General features: G+C 45.9%; 16 protein-coding genes and 1 tRNA gene. All 17 read right to left on the reverse strand.

The features are described from left to right. Window positions 1-96: 96 nt before the first annotated feature. Window positions 97-172, reverse strand: a tRNA-Lys gene (locus OO184_RS17675). Window positions 173-319: 147 nt separating this feature from the next. Then, the gene (cpoB, locus tag OO184_RS17680; RefSeq protein WP_265380307.1) at window positions 320-1,087 is read right to left on the reverse strand and encodes a cell division protein CpoB; all 768 of its coding nucleotides are present in this window, start codon (window positions 1,085-1,087) and stop codon (window positions 320-322) included. A 9-nt stretch (window positions 1,088-1,096) separates the two neighbouring features. Next, window positions 1,097-1,597, reverse strand: a complete 501-nt coding sequence (pal, locus tag OO184_RS17685; RefSeq protein ID WP_065390540.1) for a peptidoglycan-associated lipoprotein Pal — start codon at window positions 1,595-1,597, stop codon at window positions 1,097-1,099. A 47-nt stretch (window positions 1,598-1,644) separates the two neighbouring features. Beyond that, window positions 1,645-2,937, reverse strand: coding sequence for a Tol-Pal system beta propeller repeat protein TolB (tolB, locus tag OO184_RS17690; RefSeq protein WP_265380308.1), 1,293 nt, complete (start codon window positions 2,935-2,937; stop codon window positions 1,645-1,647). Between the two features lie 257 nt (window positions 2,938-3,194). Beyond that, window positions 3,195-4,265 carry a cell envelope integrity protein TolA gene (gene tolA, locus OO184_RS17695; RefSeq protein WP_139656401.1) on the reverse strand — a complete coding sequence of 357 codons (1,071 nt, stop codon included), beginning with the start codon at window positions 4,263-4,265 and terminating at the stop codon, window positions 3,195-3,197. Between the two features lie 45 nt (window positions 4,266-4,310). Next, a complete protein-coding gene (gene tolR / locus OO184_RS17700) occupies window positions 4,311-4,736 on the reverse strand; it encodes a colicin uptake protein TolR (protein WP_049583530.1) in 426 nt (141 codons plus the stop codon). A gap of 14 nt (window positions 4,737-4,750) precedes the next feature. Next, window positions 4,751-5,446 carry a Tol-Pal system protein TolQ gene (gene tolQ, locus OO184_RS17705; RefSeq protein ID WP_036812848.1) on the reverse strand — a complete coding sequence of 232 codons (696 nt, stop codon included), beginning with the start codon at window positions 5,444-5,446 and terminating at the stop codon, window positions 4,751-4,753. Further along, window positions 5,443-5,847, reverse strand: a complete 405-nt coding sequence (gene ybgC, locus OO184_RS17710; RefSeq protein WP_265380309.1) for a tol-pal system-associated acyl-CoA thioesterase — start codon at window positions 5,845-5,847, stop codon at window positions 5,443-5,445. The genes tolQ and ybgC overlap by 4 nt, the downstream gene beginning before the upstream one ends. Window positions 5,848-5,959: 112 nt before the next feature. Beyond that, window positions 5,960-6,229, reverse strand: coding sequence for a cyd operon protein YbgE (gene ybgE, locus OO184_RS17715; protein ID WP_265380310.1), 270 nt, complete (start codon window positions 6,227-6,229; stop codon window positions 5,960-5,962). After that, complete coding sequence (cydX, locus tag OO184_RS17720) at window positions 6,223-6,345, reverse strand: cytochrome bd-I oxidase subunit CydX (protein WP_074525015.1); 123 nt, start codon at window positions 6,343-6,345, stop codon at window positions 6,223-6,225. The genes ybgE and cydX overlap by 7 nt, the downstream gene beginning before the upstream one ends. A gap of 12 nt (window positions 6,346-6,357) precedes the next feature. Beyond that, entirely contained in the window at window positions 6,358-7,497 is a 1,140-nt protein-coding gene (gene cydB, locus OO184_RS17725) for a cytochrome d ubiquinol oxidase subunit II (RefSeq protein WP_265380311.1), read from the reverse strand. 14 nt (window positions 7,498-7,511) lie between these two features. Next, complete coding sequence (gene cydA, locus OO184_RS17730) at window positions 7,512-9,080, reverse strand: cytochrome ubiquinol oxidase subunit I (protein ID WP_265380312.1); 1,569 nt, start codon at window positions 9,078-9,080, stop codon at window positions 7,512-7,514. Window positions 9,081-9,753: 673 nt separating this feature from the next. Continuing rightward, window positions 9,754-10,629 (reverse strand): succinate--CoA ligase subunit alpha, encoded by an 876-nt coding sequence (gene sucD, locus OO184_RS17735; RefSeq protein WP_265380313.1) that lies wholly within the window; start codon window positions 10,627-10,629, stop codon window positions 9,754-9,756. Beyond that, window positions 10,629-11,798 (reverse strand): ADP-forming succinate--CoA ligase subunit beta, encoded by a 1,170-nt coding sequence (sucC, locus tag OO184_RS17740; RefSeq protein WP_265380314.1) that lies wholly within the window; start codon window positions 11,796-11,798, stop codon window positions 10,629-10,631. The genes sucD and sucC overlap by 1 nt, the downstream gene beginning before the upstream one ends. A 163-nt stretch (window positions 11,799-11,961) precedes the next feature. Next, window positions 11,962-13,179, reverse strand: a complete 1,218-nt coding sequence (odhB, locus tag OO184_RS17745; protein WP_265380315.1) for a 2-oxoglutarate dehydrogenase complex dihydrolipoyllysine-residue succinyltransferase — start codon at window positions 13,177-13,179, stop codon at window positions 11,962-11,964. 14 nt (window positions 13,180-13,193) lie between these two features. Next, on the reverse strand, window positions 13,194-16,001 hold the full coding sequence (gene sucA / locus OO184_RS17750; RefSeq protein WP_265380316.1) for a 2-oxoglutarate dehydrogenase E1 component: 2,808 nt from the start codon (window positions 15,999-16,001) through the stop codon (window positions 13,194-13,196). A 265-nt stretch (window positions 16,002-16,266) separates the two neighbouring features. Further along, window positions 16,267-16,983, reverse strand: a complete 717-nt coding sequence (locus OO184_RS17755; RefSeq protein ID WP_036780842.1) for a succinate dehydrogenase iron-sulfur subunit — start codon at window positions 16,981-16,983, stop codon at window positions 16,267-16,269. Between the last annotated feature and the right edge of the window lie 11 nt (window positions 16,984-16,994).

Raw genomic sequence — 16,994 nt, forward strand, 5'->3', positions numbered from 1 at the left:
GGATTCGAACCTGCGACCAATTGATTAAAAGTCAACTGCTCTACCGACTGAGCTAACGACCCATCTGGGAGATCTGTTTTGAATGAAGCTTTAAGATGGTGGGTCGTGCAGGATTCGAACCTGCGACCAATTGATTAAAAGTCAACTGCTCTACCGACTGAGCTAACGACCCATCTTGTGACTTCTCTCGGCAACGGCGGCATATATTACTGATTTCTCCGCGTTACGCAATGATTATTTTTTGAAATTACGTTTAAATGCTTATTAAGCACTCAATCAACCCCGAAAATGTATTACTACATCCTTCCGGGGCCAATAGTTATAGAGTAGAAAGCTTTTTCTCTGCCAATTTAGCTGCATTCGAACCAGGGTATTGTTTCATAACTTGCTGATAAACAGATCTCGCTTTATCCTTCTGGCCCTTGTCCTGCATGATTAAACCAACTTTATAAAGCGATTCGCCACTCTTCTGCGACTTAGGATACTCTTTTACTACCGTAGCAAAGTAATAAGCGGCTTCGTCTTTCTTACCCTTGTTATAATGAAGCTGTCCTAACCAGTAATTAGCATTAGGCACATAACTCGATTTCGGGTAACTCTTCACAAAACTCTGAAAGGCTACAATCGCTTTATCATACTCTTTGGTATTCACCGCCAAATGAACAGCAGCGTCATAATTACCCTTCTCGCTGGCCGTACCGACAAATGAAGATGCCTGATTGCTGCCACTACTTGCCGTTGAAGAAGCTGTATTTGCAGTAGGCTTACTCCCCTCAGAACTGGTAGCCCCTTCCAGTTGCTGATAAATATCCTTCTGCCGCTCTATAATCTGATTGAGCTGATACTGATTCTCCTGAATCTGCCCTCGAAGCATGTCAATATCACGTTGAGAATCAGCAAGTTGTTGCTGGAGCTGAGTTAATAGCTGACTGTGAGCATTGGAAATACGCTCTAATTGGGTAAGGCGCTCATCGGTAGAACCCGATCCGACATTACTGATTGGCGCTTGGGCAATAGCGGCCCAAGGAACCGCTACGCCAACCAATAACGACAGACCCAAAAAATGATGTCTGAAGTTACTGTTCATGAACTACTCTTAGTATGCCAGTACTGCGCGACGGTTTTTGCCATAAGCTGCTTCGTCGTGACCCAGTACAGCTGGTTTCTCTTTACCGTAAGAGACGATAGAGATTTGCTCACCGGAAACACCTTTGCCTTGCAGGTACATTTTCACTGCATTAGCACGGCGTTCACCTAATGCGATGTTGTACTCAGGAGTACCACGTTCGTCAGCATGACCTTCTACAACAACTTTATAAGATGGGTTGCTGCGCAAGAATGCCGCGTGAGCGTCTAACAGCTGAGTAAAATCTGAACCAATGTCGTATTTGTCAAAACCGAAATATACGATATTGTTGTTTTGTAGCTCTTGCATTTGCTGACGAGCTAATTCCTCTGCTGACAGACCCGCATTAGTTTCGTTAACAGTGCCTACACCAGTCTGATCGTTATCAGCATTCTTGTTAGAACTACACGCTGCTACGGCCATAACTGGTAAAGCTAACATCAGCCCTTTTAGCACTTTGTTCAGTTGCATCTCTTTGATCCTTTTAAAATTTGCCATACATATTATTTTATTATGCATCACAGATACGGCGACCAGGCAGGAAATTTTACCTGTCCATCGGTTGCCGGAAGACGCGCTTTGAAACGCCCGTCAGTCGAAACTAGCTGCAATACAGTCCCCAACCCTTGGGTGGAGCTATAAATCACCATAGTGCCGTTAGGTGCGATACTCGGCGTTTCATCCAGGAACGTATCCGTCAAAGTTTGAACGGCTCCCGTTGCCAGATCTTGTTTAGCAATGTGCTGCTTACCACTCTCTGAGCTGACCATCACCACAAAATTACCATCAGCACTTACATCAGCATCCTGGTTTTGTGTGCCTTCCCAAGTGAGCCGTTGCGGAGCACCGCCATTAATATCGATTTTATATAACTGTGGACGACCACCCTGATCAGAGGTATAAACCAAAGTCTGGTTATCCGGCATCCAACTTGGCTCAGTATTGTTACTGCGGCCATCTGTCACCTGACGAATCTGAGCTGAACTCAAATCCATCACGTAAAGATTCAAACTACCCGATTTAGACAGAGCAAATGCCAATTTGCTGCCATCTGGGGAAAATGCAGGCGCACCGTTATGACGCGGGAAGGAAGCAACCTGACGTACTTCACCACTCGCCAAGGTTTGAATAACCAAGGCAGAACGGCCACTTTCAAATGTCACATAAGCCAGTTTGGCGCCATCAGGAGACCAAGCCGGCGACATCAATGGTTCCGGTGAACGGTGAACGGTGAACTGGTTGTAACCATCGTAATCAGATACACGCAGTTCATACGGATATTTACCGCCATTAGTCTTGACGATATAAGCCAGACGAGTACGGAATGCCCCTTTGATGCCCGTCAGTTTTTCAAATACTTGATCACTGGCTGTATGCGCAGCATAACGCAACCACTGTTTGGTCACTTTAAATTGATCCTGAGCAAGCACTGTACCCGGAGCACTCGCAGTATCAACCAATTGATAAGAGATTAAAAAACCACCATCCGCACTCGGTTGGACCTGCCCAACAACAACAGCATCAATCCCCAACGCCGACCATGCAGCCGGTGTCACCTCAGATGCCGTCGTTGGTTGCTGTGGCATACGGCTGGCATCAATAGGGTTAAACTTACCGCTGTTGCGAAGATCGGCCCCAACGATCGCTCCAATCTCTTCTGGCGCATTGCCCGCGCCAGTCCATTTAAATGGCACAACGCCAATAGGACGTGCAGAATCGACACCTTGGGTAATCTCAATCCGAACTTCTGCCTGAACAACCGTGGCCCACAACATTAAAATGCCTAGCACTACTTTAAAAGCCTGCCTCATTAATCTCTCCCTTATCACGCTGGAATAGTCGTAATAATTCGCAGAATATTAACAAACGTCAACAAACAAAACCAGATAGCTTAATAATATAGAATGGTTTTGTTTGTTATTAATAACTTCTATACCCGTCATCTTTCAAGTTTCCTCTTTGTTGGCTGCACTCACTCACCTCGGTCACATCGTTATCTATGCTCCCGGGGATTCGCTCCCTTGCCGTCGCGATGCATCTTGAAATCCATTGGGTATAAATGACAACTTTATTGAGGTTTAAAATCAAGCGGAGCGTTTTTAAACACTTCGTAAACCTCTTTGCTTGGCGGTTTCGGTATTTTCGCTTGTTTAGCCGCCGCTACCGCTGCTTGGCACAACGCCTGATCCCCCCCTTCAGGTTTTACATCAATTAACAAGCCATCAGGAGCAAGCTTAATCCGTAATGTACAGGTACGTCCACGGTACATGTCTGCATCGTAAAACTTATTCTGGATCGCCACCTGGATTTGTCCCAGATAGTTATTAATGTCGGCATTTGAAGCACCGCTTTTCTTGCCGCCGCCTTTACCCGCAGCAGAAGCCCCTCCTTGCTGTTTAGGTGCGTTGGAAGTTAAACCACCCAGTAAGTCATCAACTTCACTTGCCTGTTTAGTGGCTTGCTCCGCAGCTTTTTTCTTGGCGTCGGCTTCGGCCTTAGCTTTAGCCTTTGCATCTGCCTCAGCTTTGGCTTTAGCATCCGCTTCAGCCTTGGCTTTCGCTTTAGCCTCGGCTTCTGCTTTGGCTTTCGCTTCTTCCGCGGCTTTTTGTTTAGCAGCAGCGGCTTCAGCTTCTTTCTTAGCTTCAGCTTCGGCTTTCTTCTGTGCCTCTGCCTGCTCTTTAATCAGTTTTTCTTTTTCAGCCTTAGCCTTTGCCGCCGCTTCTTCTGCCTGTTTTTGCTCTTCGCGGGCTTTGTTTGCGGCTTCTAAAGCTTGCTTTTTCTGTTCTTCCGCTGCCTGTTGCGCCTTAATTCGTTCTTCTTCTACCGCTTTTAAACGCTCCTGCTCTTCAGCCTGTTTTTCCCTTAATTCAGCGGCCTGCTGTTCCGCTTTTTTCTTTCGTAACTGCTCTGCACGCTTAGCATCAGCCTGTTGTTGTTGCTGTTGGTTGTACTGTTGTACTACCGCATTCGGATCGACCATAACAGCATCAATAACAGAACCATCCTGACCACCGCCACCCATTTCAGTCTTGCGTGTCAGGGAACCCCAAATAAGTAACCCGATCAAAATAATATGCAACACAACCGAAACGATAACAGCGCGATTTAATTTATTGTTTTGCCCGTTTGTCTTTCCCACGCTCGATATCCAAGATCTTCAAATAACAGCAACTGTCGGCCAAACTCAGATAGGCTGAGTCATTAGACCAACGGATTTCACACCTGCCCGATGCAGCATGTTGAGTGCCTTAATAATCTCATCGTAAGGCACTTCCTTCGAACCACCGATCAAGAAAACGGTTTTTGGATTCTCTTTTATTCGTGCCTGCGCTTCCGCAATAATTTGCGGTTCAGGCAATAGTTCCAACCGCTCATGGTTAACTATCATGGTGTATTGACCAACACCAGAAACCTCCACGATTACCGGTGGATTATCGGAGCTGGAAACCGTCTTAGAATCTACCGCATCCGGCAGATCAACTTCTACGCTTTGAGTGATAATCGGCGCTGTTGCCATAAAGATAAGCAACAGAACCAGCAATACGTCCAGTAAGGGAACGATATTGATTTCGGATTTCAGCTCACGCTTACGACTACGAGTGCGTGCCATAGCCTCTCCCCTTACTATTTGTTCTCTGCTTTATTTTCAGCAGCGAAAGCCTGACGATGCAAAATAGCCAGAAACTCTTCCATAAAGTTATCGTAATTTTGCTCTAGCTTATTAACACGCTGATTCAGGCGGTTGTATGCCATAACTGCCGGAATCGCCGCAAACAGACCAATCGCCGTTGCAATTAACGCTTCTGCAATACCCGGCGCTACCATCTGGAGAGTAGCCTGTTTTACCGCACCTAACGCGATAAATGCATGCATAATTCCCCAGACCGTACCAAATAGACCAATATACGGGCTAATTGAGCCAACTGTACCCAGGAATGGAATATGGCTTTCCAACGATTCCAATTCACGATTCATTGAGATACGCATTGCACGTGAAGCCCCTGTTACCACAGCTTCTGGCGCATGATTATTTGCATGACGCAGACGGGCAAATTCTTTGAACCCAGAATAAAAAATTTGTTCTGTTCCACCTAAAGAATCTCGACGCGACTGACTTTCTTTATATAAGCGTGATAATTCAATACCCGACCAGAATTTATCTTCAAATGCTTCCGCTTCTCGGGTTGCTGCATTGAGAATTTTGGTCCTTTGAATAATGATCGCCCATGAAGCAACGGAAAAGCAGATCAAAATAAGCATGATCAGCTGCACCAAAAGGCCCGCCTTCAGGAATAAATCTAGAATGTTCATGTCAGTCACTGCTTAAACTCCGCGACAATAGACTTTGGAAGCGCAATCGGCTTCATTTGAGATGTATTCACGCAGGCGATTAACACTTCTGCGCTGTTAATAATTGTTCCATTACCATCAACAATGCGTTGAATAAATGTCAAAGACGCTCTACGAATATCCGTAATTTCACTCTGCACCTCCAACATATCATCAAGCCGGGCCGGGGCACGGTAATCAACCACTATACGCCGAACAACAAATGCAATTTGTTCATCAAGTAAACGCTGTTGATGAATTCCATGCTGACGTAACATCTCAGTACGCGCTCTTTCATAAAAGACGACATAACGACCATTATAAACTATCCCACTCGTATCTGTATCTTCGTAATAAATACGAATGGGCCACCGGAACAACGTATTACTCACTTTCAATCCTACATAAGGCGAATTAACGCTGCCACTATACTCAAGACAATGCGGCTTTGGAATAATGTGCAAATAAAAAATTTATGGGTTAGAGGCCCTATAACATACAGAATTAACTCATAAAGAAATGATACAAACCCCAAATCAAAATCAAGAATGCCAACAAAGGGGAGAAAAAAATGCGCCAGACGATATTTCTTGGCTGGAAACCCACCCCGAAAATCACACCTGTGCATACAGCCCATATTAGCAAAATACCTTGCCATATCTGCAATGAACTGGTGTTAGCCGCAAAACGAGCAGGGTCCCAGAATACACAAGCAGCAAACATTAATGCCGCAATAAGAATAAGGCCCCGAACAGGGCCTTTATCTATCAACACGATTTTTCGCCATTTTTAGCGGCTTTTTCTTCTTCATTATGCTCAAAAGCTAAGGCAGCGATTATAGCGAAACTACAAGCCAAGAGCGTTCCGAGAATCCAAGCAAAATACCACATGCTTTATGCTCCTTAGTACAGTGAATGTTTGTTATCTTCAATAAAGCTTTTATCCAAACGCCCAAACATTTTGTAGTAACACCAAATGGTGTATCCCAGAACAATTGGGACAAAAATCAATGCAACCACAGACATGACACGCAGCGTCATCAGGCTTGAAGTAGCATCCCACATCGTCAAACTGACATTAGGATCAGTGATTGAAGGCATCACAAATGGGAACATCGTTACACCGCAGGCCAGAATGATGCCAGCAATTGTCAGTGAAGAGAACAGGAATGCCCATCCAGCTTTATTCATACGGGTCATCAGCATCGTCAGCATAGGCGAAGCCACACCCAGTGCCGGTAGCACCCACAACCACGGATAATTGTTAAAGTTAGTCAGCCAAGCACCCGCCTGATGAGCAACTTCTTTATGTAATGGGTTAGACTGAGCCATTGTATCTAAGCCGCCAGTCACAACATAACCATCAATACCATAAATCAGCCATACGCCTGCCAGCAAGAAAGCCGCCATTGTCACCAGCGCACAAAGATAAGTTGCGGTACGAGAACGCAGACGCAGTTCACCCGTAGTACGCATTTGCAGATAAGTTGCCCCCTGAGTCACAATCATCATCAAGCTGATCACCCCCGCCAGCAAACCATACGGGTTGAGTAATCCAAAGAAGGAGCCGGTGTAGAACAGGCGGAGTTGAGAATCAACGTTAAACGGCACCCCCTGTAATAGATTACCGAATGCCACACCGATAACTAATGGCGGAACAAAGCTACCGATAAATATTCCCCAATCCCACATGTTACGCCACTTGCGGTCTTCCAGTTTGGAGCGGTAATCAAAACCAACCGGACGGAAGAACAATGCAGATAACACTAAGATCATAGCAACATAGAAGCCAGAGAACGCCGCGGCATAGACCATCGGCCATGCGGCGAACAGCGCTCCACCAGCGGTAATCAACCAAACCTGGTTACCATCCCAATGCGGCGCCACTGAGTTAATCATGATGCGACGTTCAGTATCGTTTTTGCCGATGATACGTAACAGGATACCAACTCCCATATCAAAACCATCAGTTACCGCGAAACCGATCAGCAACACACCAATCAGTAGCCACCATATAAATCGTAGTACTTCATAATCAAACATACGTGAACTCCTGTTTACTGAGCATCAGGTGCTGAAATTGTTTTCTGTTCAAAATGGTAACGACCCGTTTTCAGGCTACTTGGGCCAAGGCGGGCAAATTTGAACATCAAAAACATTTCCGCAATCAGGAATAAGGTATAAAGGCCGCAAATCAGCGCCATAGAGAACAAGATATCGCCGGCAGTTAAATTGGAACTCGCCACCGCAGTTGGCAGAACTTCACCAATTGCCCACGGTTGACGACCATATTCCGCCACAAACCAACCTGATTCTATGGCAATCCACGGCAATGGAATACTGTACAGGGCGGCGCGCAGTAACCATTTTTGTTTACCAATGCGGCCACGGATAACACTCCAAAACGCCAGACCAATCAACAGTAACATCAGGAAACCTGCCGCAACCATGATACGGAATGCAAAATAAAGCGGCGCAACACGAGGAATGGAATCTTTTGCAGCCGCTTTGATTTGTTCTTCACTGGCATCAGTCACTTTGCTGGTATAACGTTTCAGCAACATGCCATAACCCAGATCTTGTTTATTCTCGTTGAATGCCATACGAACAGTCGGGTCGGTGTTGCCTGCACGCAATTCTTCCAACAGATGATAAGCCTTTATACCATTACGAATACGCTGCTCGTGCTGGTCCATCAAATCACGCAGACCAATGACCGGAGTATCAACGGAACGGGTTGCAATCAGCCCCATAAGATAGGGGATCTGAATGGCATATTTGTTTTCCATTTTATCCTGATCCGGGATACCTATCAGTGTAAAAGCTGCCGGCGGTGGTTGAGTTTCCCACTCAGCTTCGATGGCGGCCAACTTAGTCTTCTGTACGTCGCCCATTTCGTAACCAGATTCATCACCCAATACAATAACAGACAGCACAGCCGCAATACCAAAGCTTGAAGCAATCGCAAATGAACGCTTAGCAAATGGAATATCACGGCCTTTAAGCAGGTAGTAAGAGCTGATACCGAGAACGAAGATCGCCCCTGTCACATAACCCGCGGCAACGGTATGGACAAATTTCACCTGAGCAACCGGGTTCAGCACCAGTTCAGAGAAACTTACCATCTCCATACGCATGGTTTCAAAGTTGAAATCAGAAGCAATTGGGTTTTGCATCCAACCGTTAGCAATCAGAATCCAAAGTGCAGAGAAGTTAGATCCTAATGCGACCAACCAAGTTACCGCCAGATGTTGCGTCTTACTGAGACGATCCCAACCGAAGAAGAACAAGCCTACAAATGTAGATTCCAGAAAGAACGCCATCAGGCCTTCAATCGCCAGAGGCGCGCCGAAAATGTCACCGACGTAGTGAGAGAAATATGACCAGTTAGTCCCAAACTGGAACTCCATAGTCAGCCCTGTTGCAACCCCTAGAGCAAAGTTAATACCAAATAACTTGCCCCAGAATTTCGTCATATCTTTATAAATTTGTTTACCGGAGAGCACATATACCGTTTCCATGATCGCCAGCAAAAACGCCATACCGAGCGTTAGCGGAACGAATAGGAAGTGATACATCGCGGTTAAGGCAAACTGTAATCGTGACAGTTCGACAATATCAAACATCTTGACTCCTTGCTCCTAGCAGGAAGACACCGACTTGCGGCAACCTGACTTCATATAAGCGCTTTTCGCAAAGCACTCATGTAGAAGCCTCATAACTACCAGCAATAAATGCCTTTAAAATAACAACTAATAACCAAACAAATTAAAAACTAATTAGACTAATAGTATAGTACGCTTATATTCCCATACAATAAATAGGTTTTACGTGATTCAGATTAGAATTCTGAATATAGATCAAGAATTGCGGTTATTGTTTAATGGGAATTAATTTGATCAAAGTCAATTTAAGCAAATTAAAGCAATAATGCCATAGTAATAACTTGATTTTAGGTATCTTTTTCTGATTAGTGTTAATTACTTTGTCCATTATTTCATTTTGGTTGATATATTGTTAATTATTTGTTTATTTAGATAAATATTGATTTCTATATTGCTGTGAAATGACTTTTAAAATTAACTTGTTATTTTCATCCTTAAGAAAATATTATTATTAACTTTTCCTTTAATTAAATTTCATTTTAATAAATAGCATTAATGAAATTCAGTTTAATTTAATTGGAGAATAACAAATTGAAAATAAAGATTTAATGAATTTAATCGCGGTGGATACTGTCTATACAAATAAAAAGGCCACTTCACAGCGGCCTCATAGATAAATATTTCTTATCAACACTTACTTGCCAGCAAGTAAATCTTTCACAGCATCACCGATGTCTGCCAAGCTACGGACAGTTTTCACACCCGCCGACTCCAGAGCAGCGAATTTTTCGTCCGCCGTTCCTTTACCGCCTGCGATGATGGCGCCAGCATGCCCCATACGCTTACCTTTTGGTGCAGTTACACCCGCAATGTAGGCAACAACCGGCTTAGTGACGTGCTGTTTAATATAAGCCGCTGCTTCTTCTTCCGCTGTTCCACCAATTTCACCAATCATCACGATGGCTTCTGTTTGCGGATCTTCCTGGAACAGTTTCAGAATATCAATGAAGTTAGAACCTGGAATTGGGTCGCCACCGATACCAACACAGGTAGATTGCCCTAAACCGGCATCCGTTGTCTGTTTTACCGCTTCATAAGTCAGTGTTCCTGAGCGGGAAACGATGCCAACTTTACCTGCTTGGTGAATGTGTCCCGGCATAATACCAATCTTACATTCATCTGGCGTAATGACTCCCGGACAGTTAGGGCCAATCATACGCACACCCGCTTCATCCAGTTTCACTTTAACCGCCAGCATATCCAGCGTAGGGATGCCTTCAGTAATGGTGATGATCAGTTTAATACCTGCGTCGATCGCTTCCAGAATAGAATCTTTACAGAATGGAGCGGGAACATAGATAACAGAAGCTGTCGCCCCTGTTGCTTCTACCGCTTCACGAACGGTATTGAAAACAGGTAATCCCAGGTGCTCAGTACCGCCCTTACCCGGCGTTACCCCACCAACCATTTGAGTACCGTAAGCAATCGCTTGTTCTGAATGGAAAGTACCTTGGCTGCCAGTGAAACCCTGACAAATAACTTTAGTGTTTTTATCAATTAAAATAGACATTATTTATTTGCCCCCACTGCTGCTACTGCTTGCTTAGCTGCATCTGTCAAGCTGGTTGCGGCAATGATATTCAAACCACTGTCAGCCAATTTTTTCGCGCCCAGATCAGCATTGTTCCCTTCCAAACGAACAACAACCGGTACGTGAACCCCGACTTCTTCCACCGCGCCAATAATACCGTCAGCAATCAGGTCACAACGAACGATACCACCAAAGATATTGACCAATACTGCTTTCACATTTTCATCTGACAGGATAATTTTAAACGCTTCTGTCACACGCTCTTTCGTTGCACCACCACCCACATCAAGGAAGTTAGCTGGCGCACCGCCATGCAATTTAACGATATCCATCGTTCCCATTGCCAAGCCTGCACCGTTTACCATGCAACCAATATTGCCATCCAGCGCGACATAGTTCAGCTCCCACTGTGCCGCCTGAGCTTCACGGGGATCTTCCTGAGATGGGTCATGCATTTCACGCAACTCAGCCTGACGGAACAGTGCGTTACCATCAGCGCCCAGTTTGCCATCCAGACAAATCAAATCACCTTGAGTAGTAATAACCAATGGGTTGATTTCAACCAGAGCCAGATCGCGCTCCAGGAACAGATTTGCCAACCCTAAGAAAATTTTAGTGAACTGGCTGACTTGTTTACCGGTTAAACCCAATTTAAATGCCAGTTCACGCCCCTGATAAGACATAGGACCAATCAGCGGGTCGATAATCGCTTTATGGATCAGTTCCGGAGTCTCTTCCGCAACTTTTTCAATTTCAACACCACCTTCAGTAGAAGCCATGAACACTACACGACGTGTACCACGATCAACCACAGCGCCGAGATACAGCTCCTTCGCAATATCGGTTGCCCCTTCCACTAAAATCTGACGAACAGGCTGCCCTTGCGCATCTGTCTGGTAAGTAACCAAACGTTTGCCTAACCATTGTTCAGCGAAAGCGCGAATTTCTTCTTTACTGTTAACCACTTTCACGCCGCCCGCTTTACCGCGACCGCCAGCATGAACCTGGCACTTCACCACCCAAGGGCCAGAGCCGATTTTAGATGCAGCTTCTTCTGCTTCACGCGGTGTCGTGCAGGCGTAACCAGCCGGAGCGGGTAAACCATACCGTGCAAAAAGCTGTTTTGCCTGATACTCGTGTAAATTCATGATGTTCTATCCATAATTAAGTCTGAGAAGAGCAAAAATAAATAAGTTGCTCTCTGATTTTTTTGTTGCTTTGGATATAGCCAGTCCAAAGACTGGCTGTACATATACATTTGTTTACTTCAGACTGGGCAGATATTAGCGCGTATCTGCCCTGATTATGTTGCTATACGTCCAGCAGCAAACGTGCAGGATCTTCCAGCATTTCTTTGATGGTCACCAGGAAGCCTACAGACTCACGCCCGTCAATCAGACGATGGTCATAAGACAGTGCCAGGTACATCATTGGAAGGATCTCCACCTGACCATTAACCGCCATTGGGCGATCTTTGATGGCATGCATACCAAGAATCGCACTCTGTGGTGGGTTAATGATTGGCGTAGACATTAAGGAGCCAAATACACCGCCATTAGTAATGGTAAAGTTACCACCCGTCAGCTCTTCAACGGTCAATTTGCCGTCGCGGCCTTTGATAGCCAGCTCTTTAATGCGTTTTTCGAGATCAGCCATGCTCAACGCATCGGCATCACGCAAGACCGGCGTTACCAAGCCACGCGGTGTCGATACTGCAATACTGATATCGAAATAGTTGTGGTAAACCACATCCGTGCCATCGATAGAAGCATTCACTTCTGGATAGCGTTTCAGTGCTTCAACCACGGCTTTCACATAGAAAGACATAAAACCCAGACGCACACCGTGGCGTTTTTCAAACGCCTCGCCGTACTGCTTACGCATGTCTTGAATCGGCTTCATGTTAACTTCGTTAAATGTTGTCAACATCGCCGTGTTGTTTTTCGCTTCCAGCAGACGTTCAGCCACACGCTTACGCAGGCGAGTCATTGGAACACGTTTTTCACTGCGGTGCGGCAACAGAGAATCCTGGACAGAAACAGGGGCTTCTACAGACTTGCTAGCCGCTTTTTCGTTATCAGCCATGTATTTTTCCACGTCTTCACGGACAATACGTCCACCAACACCACTACCTTTAATCGCTGTAGCATCAAGATCATGCTCTGCAATCAAACGGCGGACCGCCGGGCTGAGCGCATCATTGCTCTCTTCTTCTAAACCCGCCGCCTGGCGTTTCGCCAAAGTTGCTTCTGTCTTTTCTTTTATTTCCGCCGGCTTGCCAGTGCTATCGCCCAGACGGATACGACCAAGAAGCTGACGAGACAGAACAGTGGCGTCTTTCTCTTCCAAAATGGCTTCTAAAACACCCGCTTCACTGGCAGGCACTTCCAACACAACTTTATCTGTTTCGATTTCAACCAGCACTTCATCACGCTCAACACGGTCACCCTCTTTTTTGTGCCAAACTGCCACAGTGGCATCAGCAACAGACTCAGGCAGATCCGGAACCAGAATATCTACGCTACTCATTTTATATCCTTTATTTATTCAACGTTCAGTGCGTCATTAACCAGCTCTTGTTGTTGTTGCTGGTGAACTGACGTATATCCAACTGCCGGGGAAGCAGACGCAGGACGACCTGCATAACGTAAAGAAGCCCCGAACGGGATCACTTCACGGAAGTTGTGCTGACTGCAATACCAGGCCCCCTGATTTAATGGCTCTTCCTGGCACCAGACAAAATCATGTACATGAGCATACTGTTCCAGTGTTGACTGAACATCCTGATGAGGGAATGGATATAGTTGCTCAATACGCACGATAGCGACATCAGTTTGTTCATTTTTACGACGTTGCTCCAACAGGTCGTAGTAGACTTTACCTGAACAAAGTACAACTCGTTTAACGCCTTTCGGATCAAGATCGTCAATTTCACTAATAACCGTCTGGAATTTACCGTTAGCTAGCTCATCCAAGCTGGAAACGGCTAATGGATGACGCAACAGTGATTTTGGCGACATAACGATCAACGGACGGCGCATACCGCGCAAAGCCTGACGGCGAAGCATATGGTAGACCTGAGCTGGCGTTGATGGCACACAAACCTGCATATTCTGTTCTGCACACAGTTGCAGATAACGTTCCAAACGGGCTGAAGAGTGTTCAGGCCCTTGCCCTTCATAGCCATGAGGCAGCAGCATAACCAAGCCGCACATACGGCCCCATTTCTGCTCACCAGAGCTGATGAATTGGTCAATAACAACCTGTGCGCCGTTGGCGAAATCACCAAACTGAGCTTCCCAGATTGTCAAGGCACGAGGTTCTGTTGTTGCATAGCCATACTCAAACGCCAATACCGCTTCTTCAGACAGAACAGAATCCCAAACATCGAATGCTCCCTGACCGTTATGAACGTTCGCCAGAGGAACATAAACAGAACCGTTAGCCTGATTATGGATAACCGCATGACGATGGAAGAAAGTACCACGACCAGCATCTTCACCAGACAAACGCACCGGAACCCCTTCATCCACTAAAGTCGCGTAGGCCAATGTTTCTGCGCCGCCCCAATCGAACAATTTATCGCCGTTCGCCATCTCTGCACGGTCGTTATAAATTTTCGCTACACGGGAGTGCATTGTCACTTCTTCCGGGACGGAACTGATACGTCTACCCAGATCTTGCAAACGCTTAGTATCAACTTTATGTGGGTACTCTTCATCCCATTCGTGATTAAGATAAGGCTCCCAAGTAAATGAATGCAGCCCCATTGAGCGCCATTCATCAACGACACAATCACCACGGTCGAGGGCATCACGATACAGGTTAACCATCTCGGTCACATCATCGACTGATATCAAGTTCTCCGCCGCCAGCTTATCGCCATAGATTTTACGTGGCGTTGGGTGTTTCTTGATTTTCTGATACATCATTGGCTGAGTCGCACTCGGCTCATCAGCTTCGTTATGACCATGACGACGGTAACAGACCAGATCGATCATCACATCACATTTGAAGGTATTACGGAAATCCAGTGCTAAACGGGTAACAAATGCTACCGCTTCCGGATCGTCTGCATTAACGTGGAAAATCGGCGCCTGTACCATTTTGATAATATCGGTACAGTATTGTGTTGAACGGGCATCTTTCGGGTTAGACGTCGTGAAACCGATCTGGTTATTGATGACGATACGAATTGTACCACCTACCTCATAACCACGAGCCTGAGACATGTTCAGAGTTTCCTGCACTACTCCCTGGCCGGTAACAGCAGCATCACCGTGGATAGTGATTGGCAATACCATATTACTGCGGCCTTCATCCAGACGGTCACGGCGGGCACGTACTGAACCAATAACTACAGGGCTGACAATCTCAAGGTGAGATGGGTTAAATGCTAATGCCAAATGAACCTTAGCCCCCTCGGTGGCAAAGTCAGACGAGAAACCTTGATGATATTTCACGTCGCCGGTACCAAGGTGCTCTTTATGCTTACCGGAAAACTCATCAAACAGATCAGCCGGTTTTTTACCTAAGATATTAACCAAGACGTTGAGGCGACCACGGTGAGCCATTCCTAGCACAACTTCTCGTGTGTCATGCTTACCCGCATGGCGGATAAGATCCTTCAACATTGGGATCAGCGCATCACCACCTTCAAGAGAGAAACGTTTCGCTCCCGGAAACTTCGCTCCCAGATAACGCTCCAAACCTTCCGCTGCCGTCAGTTCTGCCAGAAAACGCCGTTTTTCCTCTACGCTAAACTGAGAGCTGACAGTTACAGACTCCAGACGCTGCTGAATCCAACGTTTTTCTTCCGTATTGGTGATGTGCATGTATTCAGCGCCAATAGAACCGCAATAAGTGCGTTTCAGCGCTTCATACAAATCAGCCAATTTCATCGTCTCTTTGCCGATTGCAAAAGAACCTACGTTAAATGTCTCTGCAAAATCAGCTTCCGTCAGATTATGGAAAGCAGGATCTAAATCAGGAACACTATCCTGTTTCCATAATCCCAACGGGTCAAGATTCGCATTTTGATGACCGCGGAAGCGGAATGCGTTAATGAGCTGCAAAACTTTAACTTGTTTTGCATCCATTGCTGGATCGCTGACAGAGGAATGATAACGCGTAGTATCTTTCGCAAGACGGCGGAAGTAATCACGCGTCTGCGAGTGGAGTTGTTCACCGTTGAGTCCCGCATTCGGCAATTGTTGGAAAATCTCTCTCCAACTTGCATCAACGGAGTGTGGATCGGTTATATAGTCTTCATAGATCTGCTCTATGTAAGACTGGTTTGAACCAGCCAGGAAGCTTGAATCCAGCCAGTCCTTCATTGCGCCGTTCTGCATTGTGATCCCTTAAGCTTTAAAAGCTTTAGTTTTCGCCGTGGTTAACTATTACCGTTTAAATACGGTATCGATAAAAGGTTCATTTGGACGTGCTCTATGCATGTTCTCTTTTGGGTTTCAGAACCCTTCAAGGAACCTTTAAAAACCGCCTAACCGTTTTTAAAGGTTCCTCGCTTCAAGCTTTTGTCATCATTAGCAGTTGGCAACTCATACTCTTCAATTCTTTGTGCCCTCCACAGAGAAAATCTCGCGGAGGGCAGACCTATTATGCACTATGTTTCAGTAACATAGACTTAATATGGCCGATAGCTTTTGTTGGATTCAACCCTTTAGGGCACACACTGACACAATTCATGATGCTATGGCAACGGAAAACACTGAAAGCATCATTCAGCTTGTCTAATCGTGAAGCCGTTTCAGTATCACGGCTGTCAATCAGGAAGCGATATGCTGCCAGTAAGCCCGCAGGCCCGATAAATTTATCAGGATTCCACCAGAATGACGGACAGGAAGTTGAGCAACATGCACACAGAATACACTCGTACAGACCATCGAGTTTTTCCCTTTGTGCAGGTGATTGCAAATGTTCGCGTGCCGGCGGGTTTTTGCCGTCATTCAGCAAATATGGGCGAATCTTCTCATATTGCGCATAGAATTGCCCCATATCGACAACCAGGTCACGGATAACCGGCAAGCCGGGCAACGGGCGAATAACAATTTTCTTGCTACCACGCCGCAAAGCCGAAACAGGCGTAATACAGGCCAGGCCATTTTTGCCATTCATGTTAAGACCGTCAGAACCACAAACACCTTCACGGCAAGAACGACGGAAAGAGAGTGTTGGGTCCTGCTCTTTAAGCTGGATCAACGCATCCAGCAACATCATATCACGCCCTTCTTCTGCTTCCAGCGTGTAATCCTGCATACGAGGAGCGCTGTCAACATCCGGGTTGTAACGATAAATCGAAAATTCAAGTTTCATAATCTATTCCT

Source organism: Photorhabdus aballayi (genome assembly GCF_026153155.1).
Taxonomy (GTDB): domain Bacteria; phylum Pseudomonadota; class Gammaproteobacteria; order Enterobacterales; family Enterobacteriaceae; genus Photorhabdus; species Photorhabdus luminescens.

Bases quoted from the DNA above. Each gene is read 5' to 3' on its own strand.
- OO184_RS17755 (WP_036780842.1), bottom strand. From the start codon at position 16,983: ATGAAACTTGAATTTTCGATTTATCGTTACAACCCGGATGTTGACAGC.
- tolR (WP_049583530.1), bottom strand. From the start codon at position 4,736: ATGGCACGCACTCGTAGTCGTAAGCGTGAGCTGAAATCCGAAATCAAT.
- pal (WP_065390540.1), bottom strand. From the start codon at position 1,597: ATGCAACTGAACAAAGTGCTAAAAGGGCTGATGTTAGCTTTACCAGTT.
- odhB (WP_265380315.1), bottom strand. From the start codon at position 13,179: ATGAGTAGCGTAGATATTCTGGTTCCGGATCTGCCTGAGTCTGTTGCT.
- cydX (WP_074525015.1), bottom strand. From the start codon at position 6,345: ATGTGGTATTTTGCTTGGATTCTCGGAACGCTCTTGGCTTGTAGTTTC.
- sucD (WP_265380313.1), bottom strand. From the start codon at position 10,629: ATGTCTATTTTAATTGATAAAAACACTAAAGTTATTTGTCAGGGTTTC.
- sucC (WP_265380314.1), bottom strand. From the start codon at position 11,798: ATGAATTTACACGAGTATCAGGCAAAACAGCTTTTTGCACGGTATGGT.
- cydB (WP_265380311.1), bottom strand. From the start codon at position 7,497: ATGTTTGATTATGAAGTACTACGATTTATATGGTGGCTACTGATTGGT.
- cydA (WP_265380312.1), bottom strand. From the start codon at position 9,080: ATGTTTGATATTGTCGAACTGTCACGATTACAGTTTGCCTTAACCGCG.
- cpoB (WP_265380307.1), bottom strand. From the start codon at position 1,087: ATGAACAGTAACTTCAGACATCATTTTTTGGGTCTGTCGTTATTGGTT.
- sucA (WP_265380316.1), bottom strand. From the start codon at position 16,001: ATGCAGAACGGCGCAATGAAGGACTGGCTGGATTCAAGCTTCCTGGCT.
- tolB (WP_265380308.1), bottom strand. From the start codon at position 2,937: ATGAGGCAGGCTTTTAAAGTAGTGCTAGGCATTTTAATGTTGTGGGCC.